Raw genomic sequence first — 19,783 nt, forward strand, 5'->3', positions numbered from 1 at the left:
ATGAAAACCGAACTACTTTTTTGTCGTTTTAGTCTTCAATTCATAACGTTTGATTTTCAAATCTATAACAATACAAATGCAACATTCTAAAACCGAAATCAAATGCTAAAATATTTCATACTTTAACGGCCAAATTCAACCACCATGCTTTTACGTATTTCTAATTTCATTTTTTTTCTGGGATGTGTAACCCTTCTCGCCCAAAAACCAAAAGTCAATCAAGACCGACTTGAACAGCGTATTTTTGAACTCGCCAAATTCGGACTTCAAGAAAACGGGGAAACCGAGCGTGTCGCATTCAGCGATGCGGATGTTGCCGCTCAAAAGTGGGTGACGCAAACTTTGACCAATCTCGGACTAGAAGTCTACATTGATTTTGCAGGAAACATTATCGGAACGCGAAAGGGCAAAGATGCTTCTTTAAAACCGATTTCTTTCGGTTCACATATTGACCGTGTTCCCAATGGTGGAAATTATGATGGCTGTGTCGGTTCAATGGCTTCTTTGGAAGTGCTTGAAGTTTTGAACGAAAATAAAATCATTACAGAACATCCTTTGGAAATCATCGTTTTTTCAAACGAAGAAGGCGGTGTTATGGGTAGTAGGGCCCTCGCAGGTCATTTGGGAAAAAGTGCCTTGGAAGTTGTGAATTCTACAGGATATACTATGGGAGAAGGCATCATGCGGCTCGGGGGAGATACCACCCGAATTAAGGAAGTAGCTCGTAATAAAGATGAAATTGCCGCTTTTCTAGAACTACACATCGAACAAGGGGGAACGCTCGAAAAAGAAAACATTGATATCGGCATCGTTGAAGGTATTGTGGGGCTCAAATGGTGGGAGGTTGAATTCACTGGCTTTGCCAATCATGCAGGTACTACTCCAATGAATGCAAGACAAGATGCCTTATTGGCTGCGGCAAAATTCATTGTCGCAGTTAATGAAACCACGAACAGTTTTGAAGGCGCTCAAGTAGGAACGGTTGGTAAAATTAAAGCCGAACCTGGAGCACCCAATGTGATTCCGGGTAAAGTGGTGACAAGTTTAGAGGTACGAGATTTATCCTCAGAAGTGATTGAAAATGTATATCAAGCGATTAAAACCAAAGGTGAGGAAATCGCAAAAGCTTATGACGTGCAAATTGAATTCCGACCATTAGATACCACAGCAGACCCGGCCATTATGACAAGCTCAATTCAAAAGGAAATTGGAAAATCTGCGAAAAAATTAGGACTATCAACGAAAAGAATGCCTAGTGGTGCAGGACATGACGCCCAAGATATGGCTTTAATTGCTCCCACGGGAATGATATTCGTGCCAAGTAAAGGAGGTATTAGTCACTCGCCCAAAGAATTTACCTCGGCAGAAGATATGGCCAATGGAGCAAATGTTTTATTACTCACTATTTTGGCTTTGGATAAAAAATTATAGTCCGTAAGTCATTAAAACGAAATTTACATCCTTCCCTCTTTTAATCAGTATATTAGTTAACTCTTTTAACCTAAGAACACACGAAAATGAAAAAAGGACTACTCGCTTACGCCTGTTTGTTATTTATTACAATTGGGTTTTCTCAAACCAATGAAGAAATCGTTGAAGCCATTCAAAAGGAAGCCAATGAAAATTCTCAATTAGAACAATTGGCCTATGAGCTAATGGACCTCAATGGACCACGTTTAGTCGGAACTCCTCAAATGAAAACTGCGCATGATTGGGCCGTAAATACGTACAAGAAATGGGGTATCGCTGCTGAGAATCAAAAGTGGGGAACTTGGCGTGGTTGGCAACGTGGTATTACACATGTTGATATGGTTTCTCCCCGAGTAGCCTCACTGCACGCAACCCAATTGGCCTGGAACCCCGGCACAGGAAAAAAAGGGGTTACAGCTTCGTTAATAACCCTTCCGAAAGTTTCAGATTCTCTTGCTTTTGCCAAATGGCTTCCCAACACCAAGGGTAAAATTGTAATGGTTAGCATGTTGCAACCTACCGGAAGACCAGATTACAACTGGGAAGAGTTTGCTACGGAGGAATCCTTTGAAAAAATGAAGTCCGAACGAAAAGAAATCGAAGATGATTGGAGACAAAACATGAAAAATACGGGCTATACGAGTCGAAACATAAATGCTGCACTCGAAAAAGCAGGAGCGGTAGGTATTGCACAATCCCGCTGGTCGAAAGCTTTTGGAGCGAATAAAATATTTAGTGCGAATACTAAGAAAATCCCTGTTGTAGATATCTCAATGGAAGATTATGGAATGCTCTATCGGATGGTCGAAAATGGGGCGAATCCTCAAATAAAAATTGTTGCAGAATCTAAAGAATTGGGTGAGGTTCCTACCTTTAATACCATCGCAACAATTCCCGGGAAAGAGCTTCCTGATGAATATGTAATTCTCTCCGCACATTTCGATTCTTGGGATGGTGGTACAGGAGCTACGGACAATGGCACCGGAACGATTACTATGTTGGAAGCTGCTCGTATTTTGAAAAAAGTATATCCAAATCCAAAAAGAACAATCCTAGTCGGACATTGGGGAAGCGAGGAACAAGGATTAAATGGTTCTAGAGCCTTTGTAGAAGACAATCCTAAAATCGTGGAAAACATGCAAGCGCTCTTTAATCAAGATAACGGAACCGGTCGTGTAGTTCGACTTTCTGGACAAGGCTTTTTACATTCTTATGACTATTTAGGAAAATGGCTAGAAGCTGTGCCAAAAGACATTACGAAACAAATTGAAACCACATTTCCTGGAACTCCAGGAGGCGGTGGTTCAGATTATGCCTCCTTCGTTGCCGCTGGTGCTCCCGGATTTTCATTAAGTTCATTGAGTTGGAGTTATTGGAACTATACTTGGCATACCAATTTGGACACCTACGACAAAATTGTCTTTGACGATGTTCGAAACAACGCCATCCTAACAGCAATTTTGGCGTACATGGCGAGCGAAGACCCAGAAAAAACATCTCGTGAAAAAGCAACTTTGATTGGAAAAAGCCGAAGAACGGGCAAGCCTCTGACTTGGCCAAAACAAAGAAGTCCGAAACGTAAAGGAGGTTTAGATTAATATTGCAATATTAATCTAAAATAGAAAGGCCGACTTCGACCATTTCGTTCAATTTTTTAGAATTCTGTTCTACCTTCGACGTTACCCGCAAACCACTGAAAAGGGTAAAAAGGGTAAAAGCAATGGCTTTAGGGTTTTTGGAAGCATCAATATGGCCATCATCTATTCCCCTTTGGATATATTGCTCAAAAAGGCCCTCGGTATTCGCAGCGTTTTGTTTTAATTTTTCCAACAAGACAGTATCTCCTGGCACCAATTCCGTAATGGTATTCACCACAAAACAACCCTTTTGACATCCCTGTGTTTTGACATCATCGATGACCATTTGAAACAGTTTTCGAAATCCTTTTTTTACATCAGATTCTGAATCAAATATACTTTTCAAGGAAGCAAGGCTGATAGTTCTATAATTTTGAAAGGCTTTATCAAATAACTCATTCTTACCACCATAAGTATCATAAATACTAGCACGATTAATACCCAGATGATTCACCAAGTCTTGCATGGAAGTAGCATGGAACCCTTTTTCCCAAAAGAGTTCCATAGCCTTATGCAATACTTCCGCTTCATTAAATTGTTTCGTACGAGGCATATCTGGAATAACTGTTCCAAATGTATTCAAAAAAATTATACCTGTGCAAATCCTCCGTCAACAGGTATCTCCGCACCGGTGATATAACTACTATCAGAAGAAGCCAAGAACAATGCCGTATTTGCTATCTCTTCTGATTGCCCAAACCTACCTAAACTAATCATTGAGGGGAAATTAGCCGCCATGGTATCAATATTTTCTTGAGGAACATTGTGCTTTCCATAGATAGGCGTGTCAATCGGGCCAGGAGAAATGGCATTTACCCGTATTCCTTTCGGTCCAAATTCCGCCGCCAAGGTACGTGTCAACGAACGCAAAGCCGCTTTGCTAGATGCATAGGCCGACATTCCTGGGAAACCCTTGACATCGGTGACCGAAGTATTAAAAATAATACTGGCTCCTTCATTTAAATAATCATGAGCCGCATTTACGGTAAACAAAGGACCTCTAACGTTCACATTATACACTTCGTCAAAAATTTCCTCTGTAAGTCCGTCTATGGTTTCTACCCTAAAAATACCTGCATTCAAAAACAGGGCATCTATTTTTCCAAAAGTATCTACGGTCTTTGCTATCAGTTTTTTACTGTCAGCCACACTTGAAGCTTCTGCCTTGACCAAAAGATAGTCACCGGTCAACTCAGACCTAAGATTATCCAATTTTTCTTGGCTCCTTCCTGTAAGAACTACTTTAGCACCTTCCTTCAAAAATCTTTTGGCTGTCTCTAGTCCCATTCCGCTCGTGGCTCCTGTAATTACCGCCACCTTATTCTCTAATTTGTTCATTGTTTTTATTTAAATATTAATTGTTTTTTATTTTGGAACGTTCATTCCGATACAAACATACAAATAACAGAACAAACGTTCCAAATAAAATATTCCTTTTTAACTTTTCCTAAACATTTACCGTTGGTTTTACTATCTTGTTCAAGACTAATTTATAACCATCACTTCCTATGAAAATCCTGAAATTACTGGCAATTGCATTATTGATTCTTCCCCTGAGCCTGCAATCCCAAAGAAGAAAAAAGAAATCAACTACACCTGCAATTACAATACAAGATTCCATGTTTCATGGACTCAAATGGCGAAATATTGGTCCGTTTCGAGGTGGGCGAAGTGTCGCATCATCAGGAGTAGTAGGTCAACCTATGACTTATTATAATGGCACTGTTGGTGGTGGTATTTGGAAAACTACTGATGACGGTTTAAGTTGGAAAAATATTTCCGACGGGTTCTTAAAAACCGGAACGGTCGGTTCTATTGCCGTTTCGGAAAGCAATCCCAATATTGTGGTTGCTGGGATGGGTGAACATGCAGCTCGTGGCGTAATGACTTCCATGGGCGATGGAGTTTATAAATCTACCGATGCTGGAAAAACTTGGAAGCATATTGGTTTGGATAAGACGAGACATATTTCTGATGTGATTATCCACCCAACAAATCCTGATATCATTTTTGTGGCCGCTCAAGGTGCGCAATATGCTGGAAGTGCTGAACGAGGAATTTATCGTTCTATGGATGGAGGCTCTACCTGGGAGCGAACGCTTTTTGTTAATAATAAAACGGGGGCATCTGATTTATCAATGGATATGCAAAATCCATCGATTCTCTATGCGGCGATGTGGGAACATCGTAGATATCCCTGGATAATGGAATCAGGCGGAAAAGACTCCGGATTGTACAAATCAACAGACGGCGGAAGTACATGGAAGAAAATGAAAGAAGGATTACCGAAAGATTTTGGAAAAGCAGGAATCTCTGTTTCCCGAGCAAACAATGAAATCGTATATGCGGTTATTGAAGCGAAAGGAACCAAAGGTGGCGTTTACAAATCAACGGATGCCGGTAAAAAATGGACACAAGTCAACAAAGACCGTATCAACATCGCACGTTCTTGGTATTACATGGAAATCTTTGCAGATACGCAAAATGAGAATATCGTTTATGTCTTGAATGCTCCCGTGACAAAGTCCATTGATGGTGGTAAAAGTTTTAAACCTCTTCCAACTCCACACGGAGACAATCACCACTTGTGGATTGATCCACACAACAATCAACGCATGATAAATTCCAACGATGGAGGTTCAAATGTTTCGAATAATGGTGGACAAAGTTGGAGTACACAACAAAATCAAAACACCGCACAGTTCTATCGAGTAATTACCGATAATTTGGTTCCCTATAATGTTTATGGCGGGCAGCAAGATAATTCTACGGTTGCGATTGCAAGTCGCACCAATGATGCGGGTATAGATTGGAAAGATTGGTACCGAGTAGCAGGTGGCGAAAGCGCTTTCTTGGCATTTGACCCAGACAATCCAGAAATCATTTATGGTGGAACGTATCAAGGAAACCTAGATAAATGGGATGCTAAATCCCGAGAATCAAAACCTATTAAGGAATATCCTGAATTGGGACTGAGTATCGCTCCAAAAGACTCCAAATACAGGTATAATTGGAACGCTCCGGTCATTACATCTCCACACGACAGAAATACAATTTACCATGCGGGCAATGTGGTTTTTAAATCTATGGACGAAGGACAAAGCTGGGAAGTTGTGAGTCCTGATTTGACCAAAAACGAAACCGAGAAACATGGCCCCGGTGGCGGACCTTATACGAACGAAGCGGCTGGAGGCGAAAATTACAATACCATAACCTACATGGTGGAATCGCAACATGAAAAAGGGGTGCTTTGGGTCGGAAGTGATGACGGACTTTTACATGTAACAAAAGATGGGGGTCAAAACTGGGCAAATGTAACACCACCAAATGTCCCTGACGGAATTATAAATAGTATTGACGTTTCCCCACATGACCCAGCTACGGCTTATGTCGTTGTGATGCGATACAAGTCCATGGATTTAAGGTCACATATTTTCAAAACCAACGACTACGGCCAAACTTGGACACGAATCGTAAACGGAATAACTGGCGAGCATACGTTTACCAGAGTTGTTAGAGCCGACCCAAAGAAGAAGGGGCTATTGTATGCTGGTACCGAAACAGGTTTATTTATCTCATGGAACGATGGACTAAATTGGCAACCATTTCAATTGAATCTCCCCGTTGTTCCCATCAATGATTTGATAATTCAAGACAATGATTTAGTAGCCGCCACTGCAGGACGTTCCTTTTGGATTTTAGATGATTTGGGAGCCATTCAAAATCTAGAGACTACGAAAGAAATGGTTCAAATATTTCGACCTAAGGATACCTATTTAATTTTTGGAGGAAGTAGTGATAAACCTCGACCAGGTTTGGGGTCAAACCCTAAAAGTGGAGTAACATTGGATTACTACATAGCTCAAAATGCAGATAGTCTAGACTTAAAATTAGAAGTTTTTCAAGGGGATAAATTACTGAGAAGCTACACTAACAAAAAACCAAAAGGATTTAAAACTTGGCCTGGCGGTCCGTCTAAACCACAAGTCCTTCCATCGAAGCAAGGATACAATCGTTTTACATGGAATTTTCGTAGAGAGAGTCTTCCTTCCATAAATAAGGTTTTCGTTTTTGGTGGGCATGCGGGCTCCAATGTCGGACCAGGAACTTATAAATTAAAACTTTCCATGGATGGAACTTCTTCGGAAACCGAGGTCACGGTTTTGGCAAATCCAAAAGTGGATGCCGAACCAGCAGATTATGTGGCGCAACAAAAACTTCTAGAGGAAATTGAAAGTGCTCTTAAAACCATACACGAATCGGTCAATGATATGCGTTCGGCTAAATCGCAATTGGATACTTATGCCGAACTCCTGAATGACAACGAGGATGCTAAAGCACTTTTAGAAAAAGGAGAAGCCTTGGTAAAACGTATTGTTTCTTGGGAGGAGAACCTAATACAATCCAAACAAAAAACCTTTCAAGATGTCATCAACTACAACAACAAGTTAAATGCACAAATGATTCATCTAAAAGGATATATTGATGCTGCAGAACCAAAAGTTACGAAGGGCGCGAATGAGCGTTGGGCCGACTTACAGAAAGATTGGAAAGTATATGAAAATGAGCAAAAAGCTATTATAAATGAGGAGATGAACGCTTACAATAAAAAGTTTAAGGAACTAGATTTGCCAGCGATTATAATGTCTAACTAATGATTTTAGACCAAACATTTAAAAACCAAAATTATACCCAATCAAGACTCCCAAAAGGTGAATATGAAAACTGCATTTTCGAGGGATGTAATTTTGAAAATGGATATTTAGATAATCAAAATTTTATGGAGTGCGAGTTTATCGATTGCAACTTAAGCAATGTAAATCTCGCACATACCATTTTCAAAGAAGTTACTTTTTCCCACTGTAAAATGATGGGACTCAAATTTGAGGATTGCAATGATTTTTTAATGGATTTCAGATTTGAGAATTGCACTTTAAACTTTTCCTCTTTTTATGGATTGACGCTAAAAAACCAATCGTTTATAAAATCTAAATTGATAGAAGTTGACTTTACCGAGACCGATTTAACTAATGTCTATTTTGACTCCAGCGATTTGGATAGAGCTATTTTCAGTCAAACCCATTTGCAAAAAGCAGATTTCACAAAAGCCCAAAACTTCAATATAGACCCAGAAAAAAATCTATTGAAAAACGCAAAATTTTCCAAAGATGGACTCCCTGGCCTTTTAAGTAAATATGAAATTAAAATAGAGTGAGTGTCCGTTTTGCATACTTGAGCAACGTCAATAATATGTAGAATCACCTCACCCGTTTGAAAACGGATATTTCGTATATTGTTCAACTGGTAAATCATTTAAAATGAAAGCTTTTCTATTTTTAGTACTCCTCACAATTTCCTGCAGCGCACAAAACACCATGTCACTTAATGAAGGGGAATCTTCACCTAATGCTTCCATAGAAGAAATTTTGTGGATGGAAGGTCATTGGAAAGGAGAAGCTTTCGGTGGAATCACAGAAGAAATATGGAGCCCCCCACTTGGTGGCTCCATGATGTTTTCTTTTAAACATGTTGCAGATGGAAAAGTCACTTTTTACGAATTAGGTCATATTCGCGAAGTAAACGAATCTTTGGTTTTCGAATTGAAACATTTTGGCGGCGATTTAAAGGGATGGGAGGAAAAAGATGAAGTACAACGATTTAAATTAATAAAAGTAGATGGCAATCGATTTTACTTTGAAGGTTTCACTTTCGAAAAGCTAAGTGATAAAGAAATCAATATCTACGGACTAATCGAACAAGACGACAAAGCAGAAGAGGTAAAGTTCAACTATAAAAAGCAATGAGCGAAAAGAAAAAGTGTTTAGAGTGTGGTAGAAAACTCATGGGCCGGAGTGACAAAAAATTCTGCTCAGATGGTTGCAGAAATGCACATCACAATAAAGTAAATCCTGCTGCTAAAAATCTAATAAGGAATATCAACAATCGACTAAGAAAGAACTACCGGGTTCTAGATAGTTTTACCCTTAAAGATGGAAAAACAAGAACCACAAAAACGCGTTTGCTTGATAAAAACTTTGATTTCGACTTTATTACAAACCTTTATACCACTAAAAAAGGTACAACGTATTACTTTGTGTACGATTTAGGTTATTTACCTTTGGACAATGATTATTATATGATTGTAAAACGCGAATAGTCTTTCTATGAAAAACCTACTACTTCTATTCTTCTTTTTATTTATCGCCCAACTATTTGCCCAACATAATTCAATTACTACTGAAGATTTCAATAGTGATGGTATTGAAGACATTTTAATGTGTTCTTATGAAATAGGTAGTAATTTTGGTGGAGCCGATTGTGAACTGACTGACGGAAAAACAAAAAAAAAATTCACACTTACCAATTACGGTTGTTTTTGCGCAATTAAAAAGCGTGTTTCCGTGCTCCCCGAACTACGAAAGAAAGAGAATGAGTACTTCTTCTACAACTTGAAAAAAGAAGTATTGCCAAAATTCAGACCTACTCCCGACCAATCTTTGTTTTGGATTATTAATAGTTCGCTCAACACCCAAAAGCAAGAGGAAAATCAATATTTCAACTTAACTTTTAATCCAAAAACGGTTTGGCGGCAAGAGGAACCTGAACTTCCGTCGACGTATTATATTGAAATGGGAGCTCGAACACTTTCGAAAATAATTCGTCAAGAAAAAATAACATACGCTAAATCTGAATCCTCAGATCAAAAAGATTTTTTAATCTATTATGGTGATACCCATTTTTCATCAGAAGGAGGAAAAACAAAGGCATTTATTCCAGTGGAAAAAAATGAGTCCTACGAAATTCTAAAGACAGATCATGGTGTAATCGCTAAAAAAGGAAACAAGTACAAGTGGGTATTCGTGACAGATATGGATATTAATGCCTCCCCTCAAAAACTTAGGTGGGCTTCTATTGAAGAAGTTGTTTTGCATGACAATCATGTAATTATCAAACAAGCCTTAGCACCTGACCCAAAGTACAACATTTATGTGATTGAAATAGAAACCGGGTTGGGAGGCAGGCTAAAAATAGATTTTGATTTTTTACTGGAGAGGGGTATTGAAATTCCAGATTTGAAACCTGAAGAGCGTTTTTCAATTACAGATGATATGATTGTTATAGGAAAGAAAAGAAATAAAATGAAATTTCCCCTAACTGAAATCAAACAAGAGCTTGAAATTCTCATTAAGGGAAATTAAATTCATAATAAAGGGGAACAATCTCCTTTATAGGGGCAAAAAAAGTACTATTTCCAGTTGGCGCCACTTAATTTAAGCGCCGCAACTACAATATCTTTTCGGCTAATTTGACCAATTAATAGTCCATTTTCCATAACCGGCAGTCTTCTCCGGTTATTTTTATGAAAAGCACCAGCTGCATCAAAAATAGTCATATCATGTGGAATAGTCTCCACACCTTTCGTCATAAATTTCTCCACACTTTTATCTAGAATCGGTTGGTTGAAATACCGACTTTCAGAAATTTGCTTCATACAATCAGCTTCCGAGATGATGCCGACTAAGAATCCGTTGCCATCTAACACAGGGCCACCGGAAATATTGTATTTGGTAAACTGCTCCATCACTTCCAAGATGGATTGTTCGGGGGTAAATGTGACCAGTTTTTTGGTCATATAGTCAGTTACCAATATGGGCGCATTGTACTCCTTCTTCGAAACTGTTTTGGCTCTAGGGCCTTGAAAACTCTTGATTCCCATATCGTTAAGGTTTTAGGCTGTCGGGGCAGACAGACGAGGTTAATTAATAAATATAGCGAAAAATTTAATGCCTTTTACAATTATTCGACGTACTGCGTCAAGGGTTTTGGACCTTTGAAATACTGATTACTCCTAGTAATACCGCTCTTTTACTCTAAAATACGATTGGAATTTTATACTTTTAGATTTCCAACATTAGCATTATGAAAAGGTCTTCCGCGATATTTACCCTTCTATTGATTGTCTTTGCCATTTATTGGAGCTTTCGCTCCCTAACGCCTGTATATTCAAGTGACTCCTCTGCAGAAAAAACTTCTTTTTCCACTGATAGGGCTCTTGAACATGTTAAACAAATTGCTCGAAAACCGCACGGAGTAGGCTTTCCTGCTCATAAGGAGGTCCGGGAATATATCGTTTCTGAGCTCGAAAAAATGGGACTGGAAACTTCTATCCAAGAAGGATATACATCCGGTGATTGGGGAAATCTCAGTAAAGCCATCAACATTCTGGCAAGAATTAAAGGTTCAGACTCAGGAAAAGCCTTAATGCTTTTGTCTCATTATGATAGCAGTACACATTCTTCCTTTGGAGCAAGTGATGCAGGTAGCGGCGTTGCTACCATTTTAGAGGGAATTCGTGCGTATTTAGCCAACAACCCAAATCCAAAGAACGATATTATTATTCTTATTTCAGACTCGGAGGAATTGGGACTAAATGGCGCTGACCTCTTTGTAAAGGAGCATCCATGGAAAAAAGACATTGGGCTAGTACTCAATTTCGAGGCGCGGGGCAGTGGTGGACCAAGCTATATGCTTATTGAAACCAATCGCGGTAATGCCAACTTAATCAAGGAATTTACGGAAGCGAATCCAAAGTACCCCGTCGCAAATTCATTAGCCTATAGCATCTACAAGATGTTACCAAATGATACTGATTTAACAGTGTTTCGGGAGGATGGTGATATCGAAGGCTTCAATTTTGCCTTTATCGATGACCATTTTGATTATCATACCGCAAAAGATACTTATGAAAGATTAGACAAAAAAACCATGGCACATCAGGGCAGCTATTTGATGCCGCTACTGGACCATTTTAGTCAAGCTGATTTGACAAATCTGAAAAGTTTGAATGATTCTATTTATTTCAATGTCCCCTTTTTCAAACTGATCTCATATCCTTTTGAATGGATATGGCCTATGTTTGGTTTGGCCGTACTTTGTTTCATCCTCCTATTACTTTATGGATTTCGAAGAAAAGCCTTGAATCCAACTGAAGTTGGCAAAGGATTTTTACCCATGCTATTGGCCATAGCGATAAATGGAGCTGTCGGTTATTTCTGTTGGACTGTTTTGAAATGGATGTATCCCGCTTACAAAGACATACTTCATGGTTTCACCTATAATGGACATACCTATATTTTGGCATTTGTGCTTTTCTCAATTGCAGTATGTTTTTGGGTGTATAATCGATTTAAAAAGGTAGAAACTGCAAATCTACTAGTCGCTCCCATCCTACTTTGGTTGGTAATCTGTGGATTGGTGAGTCACTATTTATCAGGGGCGAGCTTTTTTATAATTCCCGTATTTGCAGTATTATCGGCATTTATGGTACTACTCAATCAGAAAATGCCAAACCCGTATCTCTTGACCTTTTTGGCCTTACCTGCATTGTTCATTTATGCGCCTTTTGTAAAAATGTTTCCAGTAGGTCTTGGGCTTAAAATGATGGTAGCCGCTACACTCTTCACTACGCTCACTTTTCTGTTATTGTTGCCTATTTTTGGTTTTTATAAAAAGAAAAGGCGATTGGCTTATTTAGGCCTTATTTTGTTTTTCGGATGTATGATTTCAGCACATTTTAATTCCCGTTTCGACAAAGACAGCCCTAAACCTACGAGCCTTCTATATGTGTTGGATGCAGATTCTAATAAAGCAAAATGGGCAACCTATGAAAACACTCTTTCCGATTGGACCGCACAGTACATAGGAACCGAAAAAAAATCCCCAGAAAAACTATCAAAAAAGACTATAAGTAGTAAATACAGCTCGGGATTTACCTATGTATCGGAAGCTCCTACCAAGGAAATACCGCAAATGCTAGTAGAAAAGACTCGTGATACGGTCATAGGAAATAGTAGGTTGCTAGATATTTGCATTACGCCAAATCGGAATGTAAATCGACTTGAGGTCTTCACCGAAACTCCTCTTGAATCTGCGATTGTGAATACAATTAAACTTTCAGACTACTACATTGAAAACAGACGAAGAGGTAAACTGGTGACCCATTATATAAGCAATAATGAATATACCGACTTACAACTAAGTATACCAAAGGATTCAATTTTAGAGCTCACTATTTATGAAGCCTCTAATGATTTATTGAGCAATTCTCAGTTTAGCATTCCGGTCAGACCAGAAGACAATATTCCTATGCCTTTTATACTAAACGATGCCATTTTAGTTACCAAAACTGTTCGCTTTGAATAGGAGAGTCGGCGTATTGGGTTGCGGTTGGCTAGGGTTTCCACTTGCGATTTCTTTAGTTCAAGACGGATATGAAGCACATGGTAGCACAACATCAGAAGAAAAGTTAGCACAGCTCAAAAAAGAAGGCATAGCGCCTTTTATAATTTCTCTAAGACAGAAGAAAATAAATGGAGATGTTTCAGGATTTCTTCAGGATGTTGGTGTACTAATTGTTAACGTTCCACCTAAACTAAGAGGTCAAAACAAAGAAAACTATGTTAAAAAAATGCAATTGCTCCATACGGAAGTCAAAAAGTCTTCTATACAAAAGATAGTATTTGTGAGTAGTACATCCGTTTATGGTGATGTGGATGGCGACGTAACTGAAGAAACCATTCCCCAACCCTCTTCAGAATCGGGGAAACAACTTTTAGCTGCTGAAAATATCTTTCGAAATGATAAAGATATAGATACAACAATCGTTCGTTTTGGGGGATTAATTGGCCCAAATCGGCACCCTATTACCAAGCTTTCCGGAAGACAAAATTTATCCAATGGGAATCATCCCATAAATCTGATACATTTAAACGACTGTATTCGAATTATCAAGTCTGTACTAACCAATTCTTGGTGGAATGAAGTCTTGAATGGCGTCTATCCTGAGCATCTTTCCAAACAAAGGTACTATAGTTCAGAAGCTAAAAAGAAAGGACTGCAAGTCCCTGATTATAAAGTCAATAATACCAAAAAAGGCAAAAAAGTGCACTCAAAAGTGCTAATAAATGTTAAAAAATTCGATTTTACTACAACGTTATAGTCTTCGTACACATCAGAAATTTAACATTTCACAACAAAGTCTCCGTTTTCCTGTTAATACAACGTCCTTTTCATCGATTAACGCGTAACTTTATTGTATAATTAAAACGTTTTGCCATGGAAAATTCAAATTTAAAAGGGCGAATTCTAATGGAAATGGAAGATTTGATTGCCCAAAGTTGTCCCCAGCAAAAAGTTGCTTCAGACTACGAAACTTTGCATGTTGCAATTTTAAAAAAGCATTACAACGCAGCGGATGTTTCGATTGATTACCACCGCAGAAGGGTGGAAATGGAACTTGTAATGGATGATAAAGATTATGACCCCAAAAAGGTCAATCTTTATATGCCAACCTTACATGTTAATCTATGGTTCAGAAATCTACGTGATTTCTTAAAGTCATGCATAGATTATGATAACAAAAGTCTTGCGTTTTATGCAAGTTTATTAAATTCTTACACCAATAAGAACCGGCCACTAATGACGGCTTAGGAAATAAAAACCCCAAACCAATATAAAAGAGATGCCCATTAAGGGCATTTTTTTTGCTTTATACCGAGATCCTAATTCTTTAAAGGTTTTATTAACAGCTTGCTACGAATAAATTTTATAGTTTAGCGCACCAAAATTAATAAAACCAGAATACGATGAAGAGAGTTATTTTAGTGTTGGTCACGGCCATTGGGTTTTTAGGTACGGCGCAAACCAAAACCGAATTACAAAAGCATTATGAAGCATTTTACAAAGAAATGCGCTTGCAGGGAGATGTAAGTGGGGTAATCAATGCCATGACCCATTTAAATGTAATAGCACCTTCACAAGAACGAAGAGATACTTTGGCCTATGTATATGCGAACAACAATCAGCACATACAGGCCTTGAATACCATTGGAATTGAAAAAAATGAAGGTGATTCAGACCTTTCTGTTCAGGTTAAAGCCATTTCATTAAAAGCTTTGAATCAGCCTAAAAGGGCCCTTGAGCACTTTGAAGTTTTGTTCACCAGAAATCAAAATCCGTATTTGGCCTATGAATTGGCAGATTTAAAAATTCAGACCGGGGATATTTCCGGAGCAGCAACTAATATCGAATATGGATTGGCCAATTCAAAGGATGATATGAAACATGCTTTTTACGAAAGACAGCAACCCTATGAAGCATCGTTAAAAGCAGCGTTCCTTCACTTAAAAGGACTCATGCAATTCAATAAGGACAAAGATATTGATGCAGCGATAGCGCTTATTGACGAAGCCCTAAAAGTTGACCCTAATTTCAATTTGGCCAGCTTAAGCAAGCAAGCACTTACCACAAAAAAGGAGCAACCAGCTGCTGAAACGAAGAACTAACGCCATGTATAATAACAAAAAAAGCCGGCTCGATGGGTCGGCTTTTTTTGTTTAAAAGCCTATAATAATATAACAAGTAAAAGCAACCAAAATGTTGCGTATATAATTTTATTGTTTATATTTGCAACCATGTAGTTGCGTATTAATCATAAAATTTACAATCATGAAAGATGTTATTATTAAAGAGCACATTTTCAATCACTCCATTGACAAAGTCTGGGATGCTATCTCGAAAGAAGTTGAAATATCAAATTGGTTTATAAAGGCTGATTTTAAGGCTGAAAAGGGTTATTCCTACTCATTTAAAAGCGAAGGGGAAAACTGTACTGAAATTAACGGAGTAGTAAAAGAGGCGAACCCCTATACTCTGATATATACCTGGGTTGTTCAAAATACCAATGTAGAAACTTTGGTAAAATGGATGTTGAAAGAAACTGCCGAGGGCACCTCACTTTACCTAGAGCATTCTGGTATATCAAATTATTCCGGAGATACAGCGGTTCAAATGTTTACCGGTTTTAATGGAGGATGGGACAATTGTGTTTCCGAGCTTTCCAAATATCTAATGGAAGAAGTACATGCAGGATAAAATCACCAGAATATTAAAAGCTATAGCCGACCCTACCAGACGTGAAATTTTTCATGCGCTGGTAGTGGCGTCAACGGCATTGCCTATCACTCAAATTTCCAATCTGTTTGATATAAGCCGCCAAGGGGTTACCAAACATATAAAGACTTTGGAAGAAGCAGGCTTGATTCATATTAGCAACAAAGGGCGAGAACGTTTTTGTTATGCAAATGCTGAACCTCTAATGGAAGTTAATAAATGGCTCAAATTTTATGAGAAATTCTGGGATAATGCAATCGGCAATTTAGAATCCTATCTAGACGATAAAGCTTAGGGCTAGGCAGATAATTGCTCTGCAGTAAATTGAGCCAGATTATTTAGGGCACTTTGGGTGTTTTTTCTAAATATCTTTTTTATCAATAGCGTCATTGCAAGTTTTTTCAAAGGGGACTTAGCCTCCCAATAGGTTTCTAGTTTTAATTTACAGGAAGCTTCTGAAGTAGGGGTCACAATATAAAACTGATACAATTTATCAACAGGGGGTGGACTTGAAGTCATCTCACCGTAAACAAACTGACCTTTACATACATCTTTGGTAACTGCAATAAAATTCAAATGTTTGCCATTTATCACGCACACGTGCTCCGAGCCAACTCTGGTTACCTCATTCTCGTTATATTCGAATTTATCAACCCCTTTAGCCCAATGATGTCGATAAGTATAATTTGTGATATACTCCATTAGACTTCGTGCGGAAATAGGAAATTCTTTTTCAAAGACAAATTGAGGTGGTTTATCAAAGCTTACCTTTTTCCCTTGTAAAAAAGTATTTAGCTTTAGTTTGCCCTGGTCGATTACCGAATAAATATATTCTACTTCTTTTTCATCGTAGATATCCTTTCCTTCTTTAAACCTATAAAGTTTACTCCAGTAGTATATGGGCAGTTCTATTGTACTAGCCAATTCTTTGCTTATCAAGGCATAATTTTCACTATCTACGGAATTTTTAAGCAATCTATGTGCCTCAATAACATGTTTTCCAAAGGGTTTACGATTTCCTTGTACCTCTATGAATTGTAAATCTCCGCAGTGTGCCACAATTTTCAGTTGTAAATTGGGTGCTGAGGCACAAGCATTACAAGGGCATATTCGGTTCGTTTCTAAAAGTTTCAAGTGACTATAAAAAGCTGTAAACATAGTCTCAATCTGGGCCAACAATCTTTCCTGCGATGGTATCTCACCTTCCTTATAGAAGAAGAGGGCGTCACCCTCAATCTCGGCAAGTTCTAAATCTTGGGTGTTGGCCGCTATTAATACTTCCAATAACTCAGCTATAACGTGTTGGCTGTGTTCTACTTCGGTAGTTTGAATGAACTTCGTAAAACCAGAAATATCAGGAATAAACAAAAATGACTTCGACATAACTAGAAATTTAGTCGCTCGTTTGAGAGGAACTATCAACATAAATCTATAAACTTCTATTCTTCTTCCAAAAGAGTCTTTAAGTCCAAAGTATTATTTGTAATAGAATTCATTTGATTAAGCATTGCATTGTGTGCTTCAATCATTTCTAAAACTGATATTTTCGAGTCAATTCTATAAATCAAATCTCCTTTTGTCTTTAAAATGAAGGTATGAAAGACTTTTTGTCTACTCTTTATTTGCGGTTTATCAAAAGCTTCTGGATACGTTGATTCTTCAAGTGCCTTTTGTTTTTCAATTAGGTCCTCCAAAACCAAACTCAAATCTTCTGTATTGCCAACTTTGTATATGGCATCTAATCCAATTTGAAGCGCATTGAATTCTTCCCAGTCTTTTATTATTTCAGCCGTTTTAGAGTTAGGACTAGTTTTCTTTGGCCAATCTTCGGTAAGGATTTCATAAGACGAAGTATCCTCTGCTATCGATTTGTCCTTATCGCCCTTGCAGGAAACTAAAAGCAGTAAAAAAATACCAAAGACGAATGTTTTACTCATTCGGCGAATGTACAAATTTTAATAAACGGTATCTTTATACGCGAATTCATTTAACTCGAATTTAATGCAAAAAAATATTCTTATAATTGGCGCCTGCGGACAAATTGGAACCGAGCTTACCTTTACCCTACGTGAAAAACATGGAAGGGATATTGTAATAGCCAGTGATATTAGGGAGGGCCATGACAACCTTATGGATTCAGGCCCTTTCGAACTTTTGGATGCCACTGATTATGACGCACTTGAAGAAGTAGTCGCCTACTATGAAATAGATGAAGTTTATCTTATGGCCGCCATGCTAAGTGCAACCGCAGAAAAGTTTCCAATGCGTGCCTGGAACCTCAATATGAATTCGCTTTTTAACGTGTTGAATCTAGCAAAGGAAAAGAAGATTTCCAAAATCTTTTGGCCTTCTAGTATCGCCGTTTTTGGTCCGAAAACTCCCAAAGAAAACACTCCGCAAAACACTATTATGGCACCTAGTACGGTTTACGGTATTAGCAAACAATCTGGTGAACGATGGTGCGAATACTATCATAATAAATTTGGAGTCGATGTGCGGAGTATTCGTTACCCCGGATTAATTAGTTGGAAAACGATGCCCGGTGGTGGAACAACCGATTATGCTGTAGAAATCTACCATAAAGCACTTGCAGAGAAGACCTATACCTGTTTTTTAAGCGAAGATACTTCTCTACCCATGATGTTTATGGATGATGCTATCCGCGCTACCCTGGAATTGATGGAAAGCGATTCTGGTAAAATAAAAGTGCGCTCTGCCTATAATGTAGCAGCAATGAGTTTTACTCCTTCGGAGGTTGCTCAAAGCATAGCAACCCAAATTCCAGAATTCAAGATGACCTACGAACCAGACTCTCGTCAAGCCATCGCCGATTCATGGCCTAGTAGTATTGATGATTCAGAGGCACGAAAAGATTGGGGGTGGAAGTCTGTATTTAATCTGGAGAAAACTACTCAAGACATGTTAAAAAATCTTTCCAAATAACAAATTCTACCGTTTAAGGGCTTTTTAATATCCTGTTATTCAGTATATTTAGTTTTAAATATCACTATTATGAAACGTCCAAGAATTTTTAAATGTATTCTGCTATTAGTTCTTTTCATCACAAGCACAAGTCTTTTTGCGCAGATGAATCAAGGCGTATATCTTTTTGAAAATGGGAATGTGCACCACGAATTGAAAGTTGCCGAAAACTACCTGATTCATTCAGTCTATGAAAAATCCCCAGCAAAATTCATAAAAACCCTAGGTGGGTTTTATTCTACTGAAGAAAACATGCTAAAACTCAAGTTAGAGTTCAATTCGGACTACCAAAAAGATTCTTTGAGGACTTTGGATATTCCAATGCAACTTGATGGTAATAATTTAGTTTTGGAAGGAGCCTCAAAAATGGTATTTGTACCGCAAGAATCAAATACTCAAGATTTGGATGGAGCTTGGTTATTTGCTACTCGTGGACCAGATGAAGGTCAAGAAAGACGCGGAGAATCTCGGGCAAGGAAAACATTGAAATTTTTAATGAATGGACGCTTTCAATGGATTGCCTATCAGACAGAAACTTTTAAATTTTCAGGAACGGGAGGTGGAAGCTACTCATCTAAAGATGGCGTTTACACCGAAATTATAGAGTATTTCTCAAGAGATAATTCTCGTGTTGGTGCAAGCCTAAAGTTTGATTATGAAATCACAGGAGACGACTGGCATCATACCGGAAAGAATAGCAAAGGAGAGCCCATGTATGAAATTTGGGCAAAACGAAAGTAGGC

20 protein-coding genes are annotated in these 19,783 nt (G+C 38.3%); 15 read left to right on the plus strand and 5 right to left on the minus strand.

What is annotated here, in order from left to right; genetic code table 11:
* Positions 1–144 precede the first annotated feature (144 nt).
* Both FEE95_RS03685 and FEE95_RS03690 read left to right on the plus strand, forming a co-directional pair.
* On the plus strand, positions 145–1,431 hold the full coding sequence (locus tag FEE95_RS03685) for a Zn-dependent hydrolase (RefSeq protein WP_138656475.1): 1,287 nt from the start codon (positions 145–147) through the stop codon (positions 1,429–1,431).
* A gap of 86 nt (positions 1,432–1,517) precedes the next feature.
* Positions 1,518–3,068, plus strand: a complete 1,551-nt coding sequence (locus FEE95_RS03690) for a M20/M25/M40 family metallo-hydrolase (RefSeq protein WP_138656476.1) — start codon at positions 1,518–1,520, stop codon at positions 3,066–3,068.
* A 10-nt stretch (positions 3,069–3,078) separates the two neighbouring features.
* On the opposite strand, the gene FEE95_RS03695 is transcribed toward FEE95_RS03690, so the two are convergent.
* Both FEE95_RS03695 and FEE95_RS03700 read right to left on the minus strand, forming a co-directional pair.
* The gene (locus FEE95_RS03695) at positions 3,079–3,690 is read right to left on the minus strand and encodes a TetR/AcrR family transcriptional regulator (RefSeq protein WP_238474494.1); all 612 of its coding nucleotides are present in this window, start codon (positions 3,688–3,690) and stop codon (positions 3,079–3,081) included.
* A gap of 5 nt (positions 3,691–3,695) precedes the next feature.
* Positions 3,696–4,445, minus strand: a complete 750-nt coding sequence (locus FEE95_RS03700; protein WP_138656477.1) for a glucose 1-dehydrogenase — start codon at positions 4,443–4,445, stop codon at positions 3,696–3,698.
* 170 nt (positions 4,446–4,615) lie between these two features.
* On the opposite strand from FEE95_RS03700, the gene FEE95_RS03705 reads away from it, so the two are divergent.
* The 5 genes from FEE95_RS03705 (at position 4,616) to FEE95_RS03725 (ending at position 10,306) form a co-directional block, all read left to right on the plus strand.
* Complete coding sequence (locus tag FEE95_RS03705; protein ID WP_138656478.1) at positions 4,616–7,762, plus strand: VPS10 domain-containing protein; 3,147 nt, start codon at positions 4,616–4,618, stop codon at positions 7,760–7,762.
* A complete protein-coding gene (locus FEE95_RS03710; protein WP_138656479.1) occupies positions 7,762–8,322 on the plus strand; it encodes a pentapeptide repeat-containing protein in 561 nt (186 codons plus the stop codon). Before FEE95_RS03705 ends, FEE95_RS03710 begins: the two co-directional genes overlap by 1 nt.
* A gap of 103 nt (positions 8,323–8,425) precedes the next feature.
* Positions 8,426–8,911 (plus strand): DUF6265 family protein, encoded by a 486-nt coding sequence (locus FEE95_RS03715; RefSeq protein WP_138656480.1) that lies wholly within the window; start codon positions 8,426–8,428, stop codon positions 8,909–8,911.
* Positions 8,908–9,264: a hypothetical protein gene (locus FEE95_RS03720; RefSeq protein WP_138656481.1), complete on the plus strand. Its 357-nt coding sequence runs from the start codon at positions 8,908–8,910 to the stop codon at positions 9,262–9,264. Before FEE95_RS03715 ends, FEE95_RS03720 begins: the two co-directional genes overlap by 4 nt.
* Positions 9,265–9,271: 7 nt before the next feature.
* Positions 9,272–10,306: a hypothetical protein gene (locus FEE95_RS03725; RefSeq protein WP_138656482.1), complete on the plus strand. Its 1,035-nt coding sequence runs from the start codon at positions 9,272–9,274 to the stop codon at positions 10,304–10,306.
* 47 nt (positions 10,307–10,353) lie between these two features.
* Here the strand turns inward: FEE95_RS03725 and FEE95_RS03730 are convergent, their stop codons facing one another.
* Entirely contained in the window at positions 10,354–10,824 is a 471-nt protein-coding gene (locus tag FEE95_RS03730; RefSeq protein ID WP_138656483.1) for a CBS domain-containing protein, read from the minus strand.
* 203 nt (positions 10,825–11,027) lie between these two features.
* Here FEE95_RS03730 and FEE95_RS03735 point away from each other — a divergent pair, with 203 nt between their 5' ends.
* From FEE95_RS03735 to FEE95_RS03760, 6 genes are all read left to right on the plus strand, one after another.
* Positions 11,028–13,310 carry a M28 family peptidase gene (locus FEE95_RS03735; protein ID WP_138656484.1) on the plus strand — a complete coding sequence of 761 codons (2,283 nt, stop codon included), beginning with the start codon at positions 11,028–11,030 and terminating at the stop codon, positions 13,308–13,310.
* The gene (locus FEE95_RS03740) at positions 13,303–14,106 is read left to right on the plus strand and encodes an SDR family oxidoreductase (RefSeq protein ID WP_138656485.1); all 804 of its coding nucleotides are present in this window, start codon (positions 13,303–13,305) and stop codon (positions 14,104–14,106) included. The genes FEE95_RS03735 and FEE95_RS03740 overlap by 8 nt, the downstream gene beginning before the upstream one ends.
* Positions 14,107–14,222: 116 nt before the next feature.
* Complete coding sequence (locus FEE95_RS03745) at positions 14,223–14,597, plus strand: hypothetical protein (protein ID WP_138656486.1); 375 nt, start codon at positions 14,223–14,225, stop codon at positions 14,595–14,597.
* A gap of 155 nt (positions 14,598–14,752) precedes the next feature.
* Positions 14,753–15,451: a hypothetical protein gene (locus FEE95_RS03750; protein WP_138656487.1), complete on the plus strand. Its 699-nt coding sequence runs from the start codon at positions 14,753–14,755 to the stop codon at positions 15,449–15,451.
* Between the two features lie 163 nt (positions 15,452–15,614).
* On the plus strand, positions 15,615–16,040 hold the full coding sequence (locus FEE95_RS03755) for an SRPBCC family protein (RefSeq protein WP_138656488.1): 426 nt from the start codon (positions 15,615–15,617) through the stop codon (positions 16,038–16,040).
* Positions 16,030–16,353: an ArsR/SmtB family transcription factor gene (locus tag FEE95_RS03760; protein WP_138656489.1), complete on the plus strand. Its 324-nt coding sequence runs from the start codon at positions 16,030–16,032 to the stop codon at positions 16,351–16,353. Before FEE95_RS03755 ends, FEE95_RS03760 begins: the two co-directional genes overlap by 11 nt.
* Positions 16,354–16,355: 2 nt before the next feature.
* Here FEE95_RS03760 and FEE95_RS03765 read toward each other — a convergent pair whose 3' ends face one another.
* Together FEE95_RS03765 and FEE95_RS03770 are read right to left on the minus strand one after the other, a co-directional pair.
* Positions 16,356–17,441 (minus strand): DUF2652 domain-containing protein, encoded by a 1,086-nt coding sequence (locus FEE95_RS03765; RefSeq protein WP_138656490.1) that lies wholly within the window; start codon positions 17,439–17,441, stop codon positions 16,356–16,358.
* A 56-nt stretch (positions 17,442–17,497) separates the two neighbouring features.
* A complete protein-coding gene (locus FEE95_RS03770; protein ID WP_138656491.1) occupies positions 17,498–17,995 on the minus strand; it encodes a hypothetical protein in 498 nt (165 codons plus the stop codon).
* Positions 17,996–18,059: 64 nt separating this feature from the next.
* Between FEE95_RS03770 and FEE95_RS03775 the strand changes: the two genes are divergently transcribed.
* Positions 18,060–19,001, plus strand: coding sequence for an NAD-dependent epimerase/dehydratase family protein (locus FEE95_RS03775; RefSeq protein WP_138656492.1), 942 nt, complete (start codon positions 18,060–18,062; stop codon positions 18,999–19,001).
* Positions 19,002–19,070: 69 nt separating this feature from the next.
* Positions 19,071–19,781, plus strand: a complete 711-nt coding sequence (locus FEE95_RS03780; protein WP_138656493.1) for a hypothetical protein — start codon at positions 19,071–19,073, stop codon at positions 19,779–19,781.
* Positions 19,782–19,783: the final 2 nt, after the last annotated feature.

It is taken from the genome of Maribacter algarum (ex Zhang et al. 2020) (genome assembly GCF_005885635.1).
In the GTDB taxonomy this organism is placed as follows: domain Bacteria; phylum Bacteroidota; class Bacteroidia; order Flavobacteriales; family Flavobacteriaceae; genus Maribacter_C; species Maribacter_C algarum.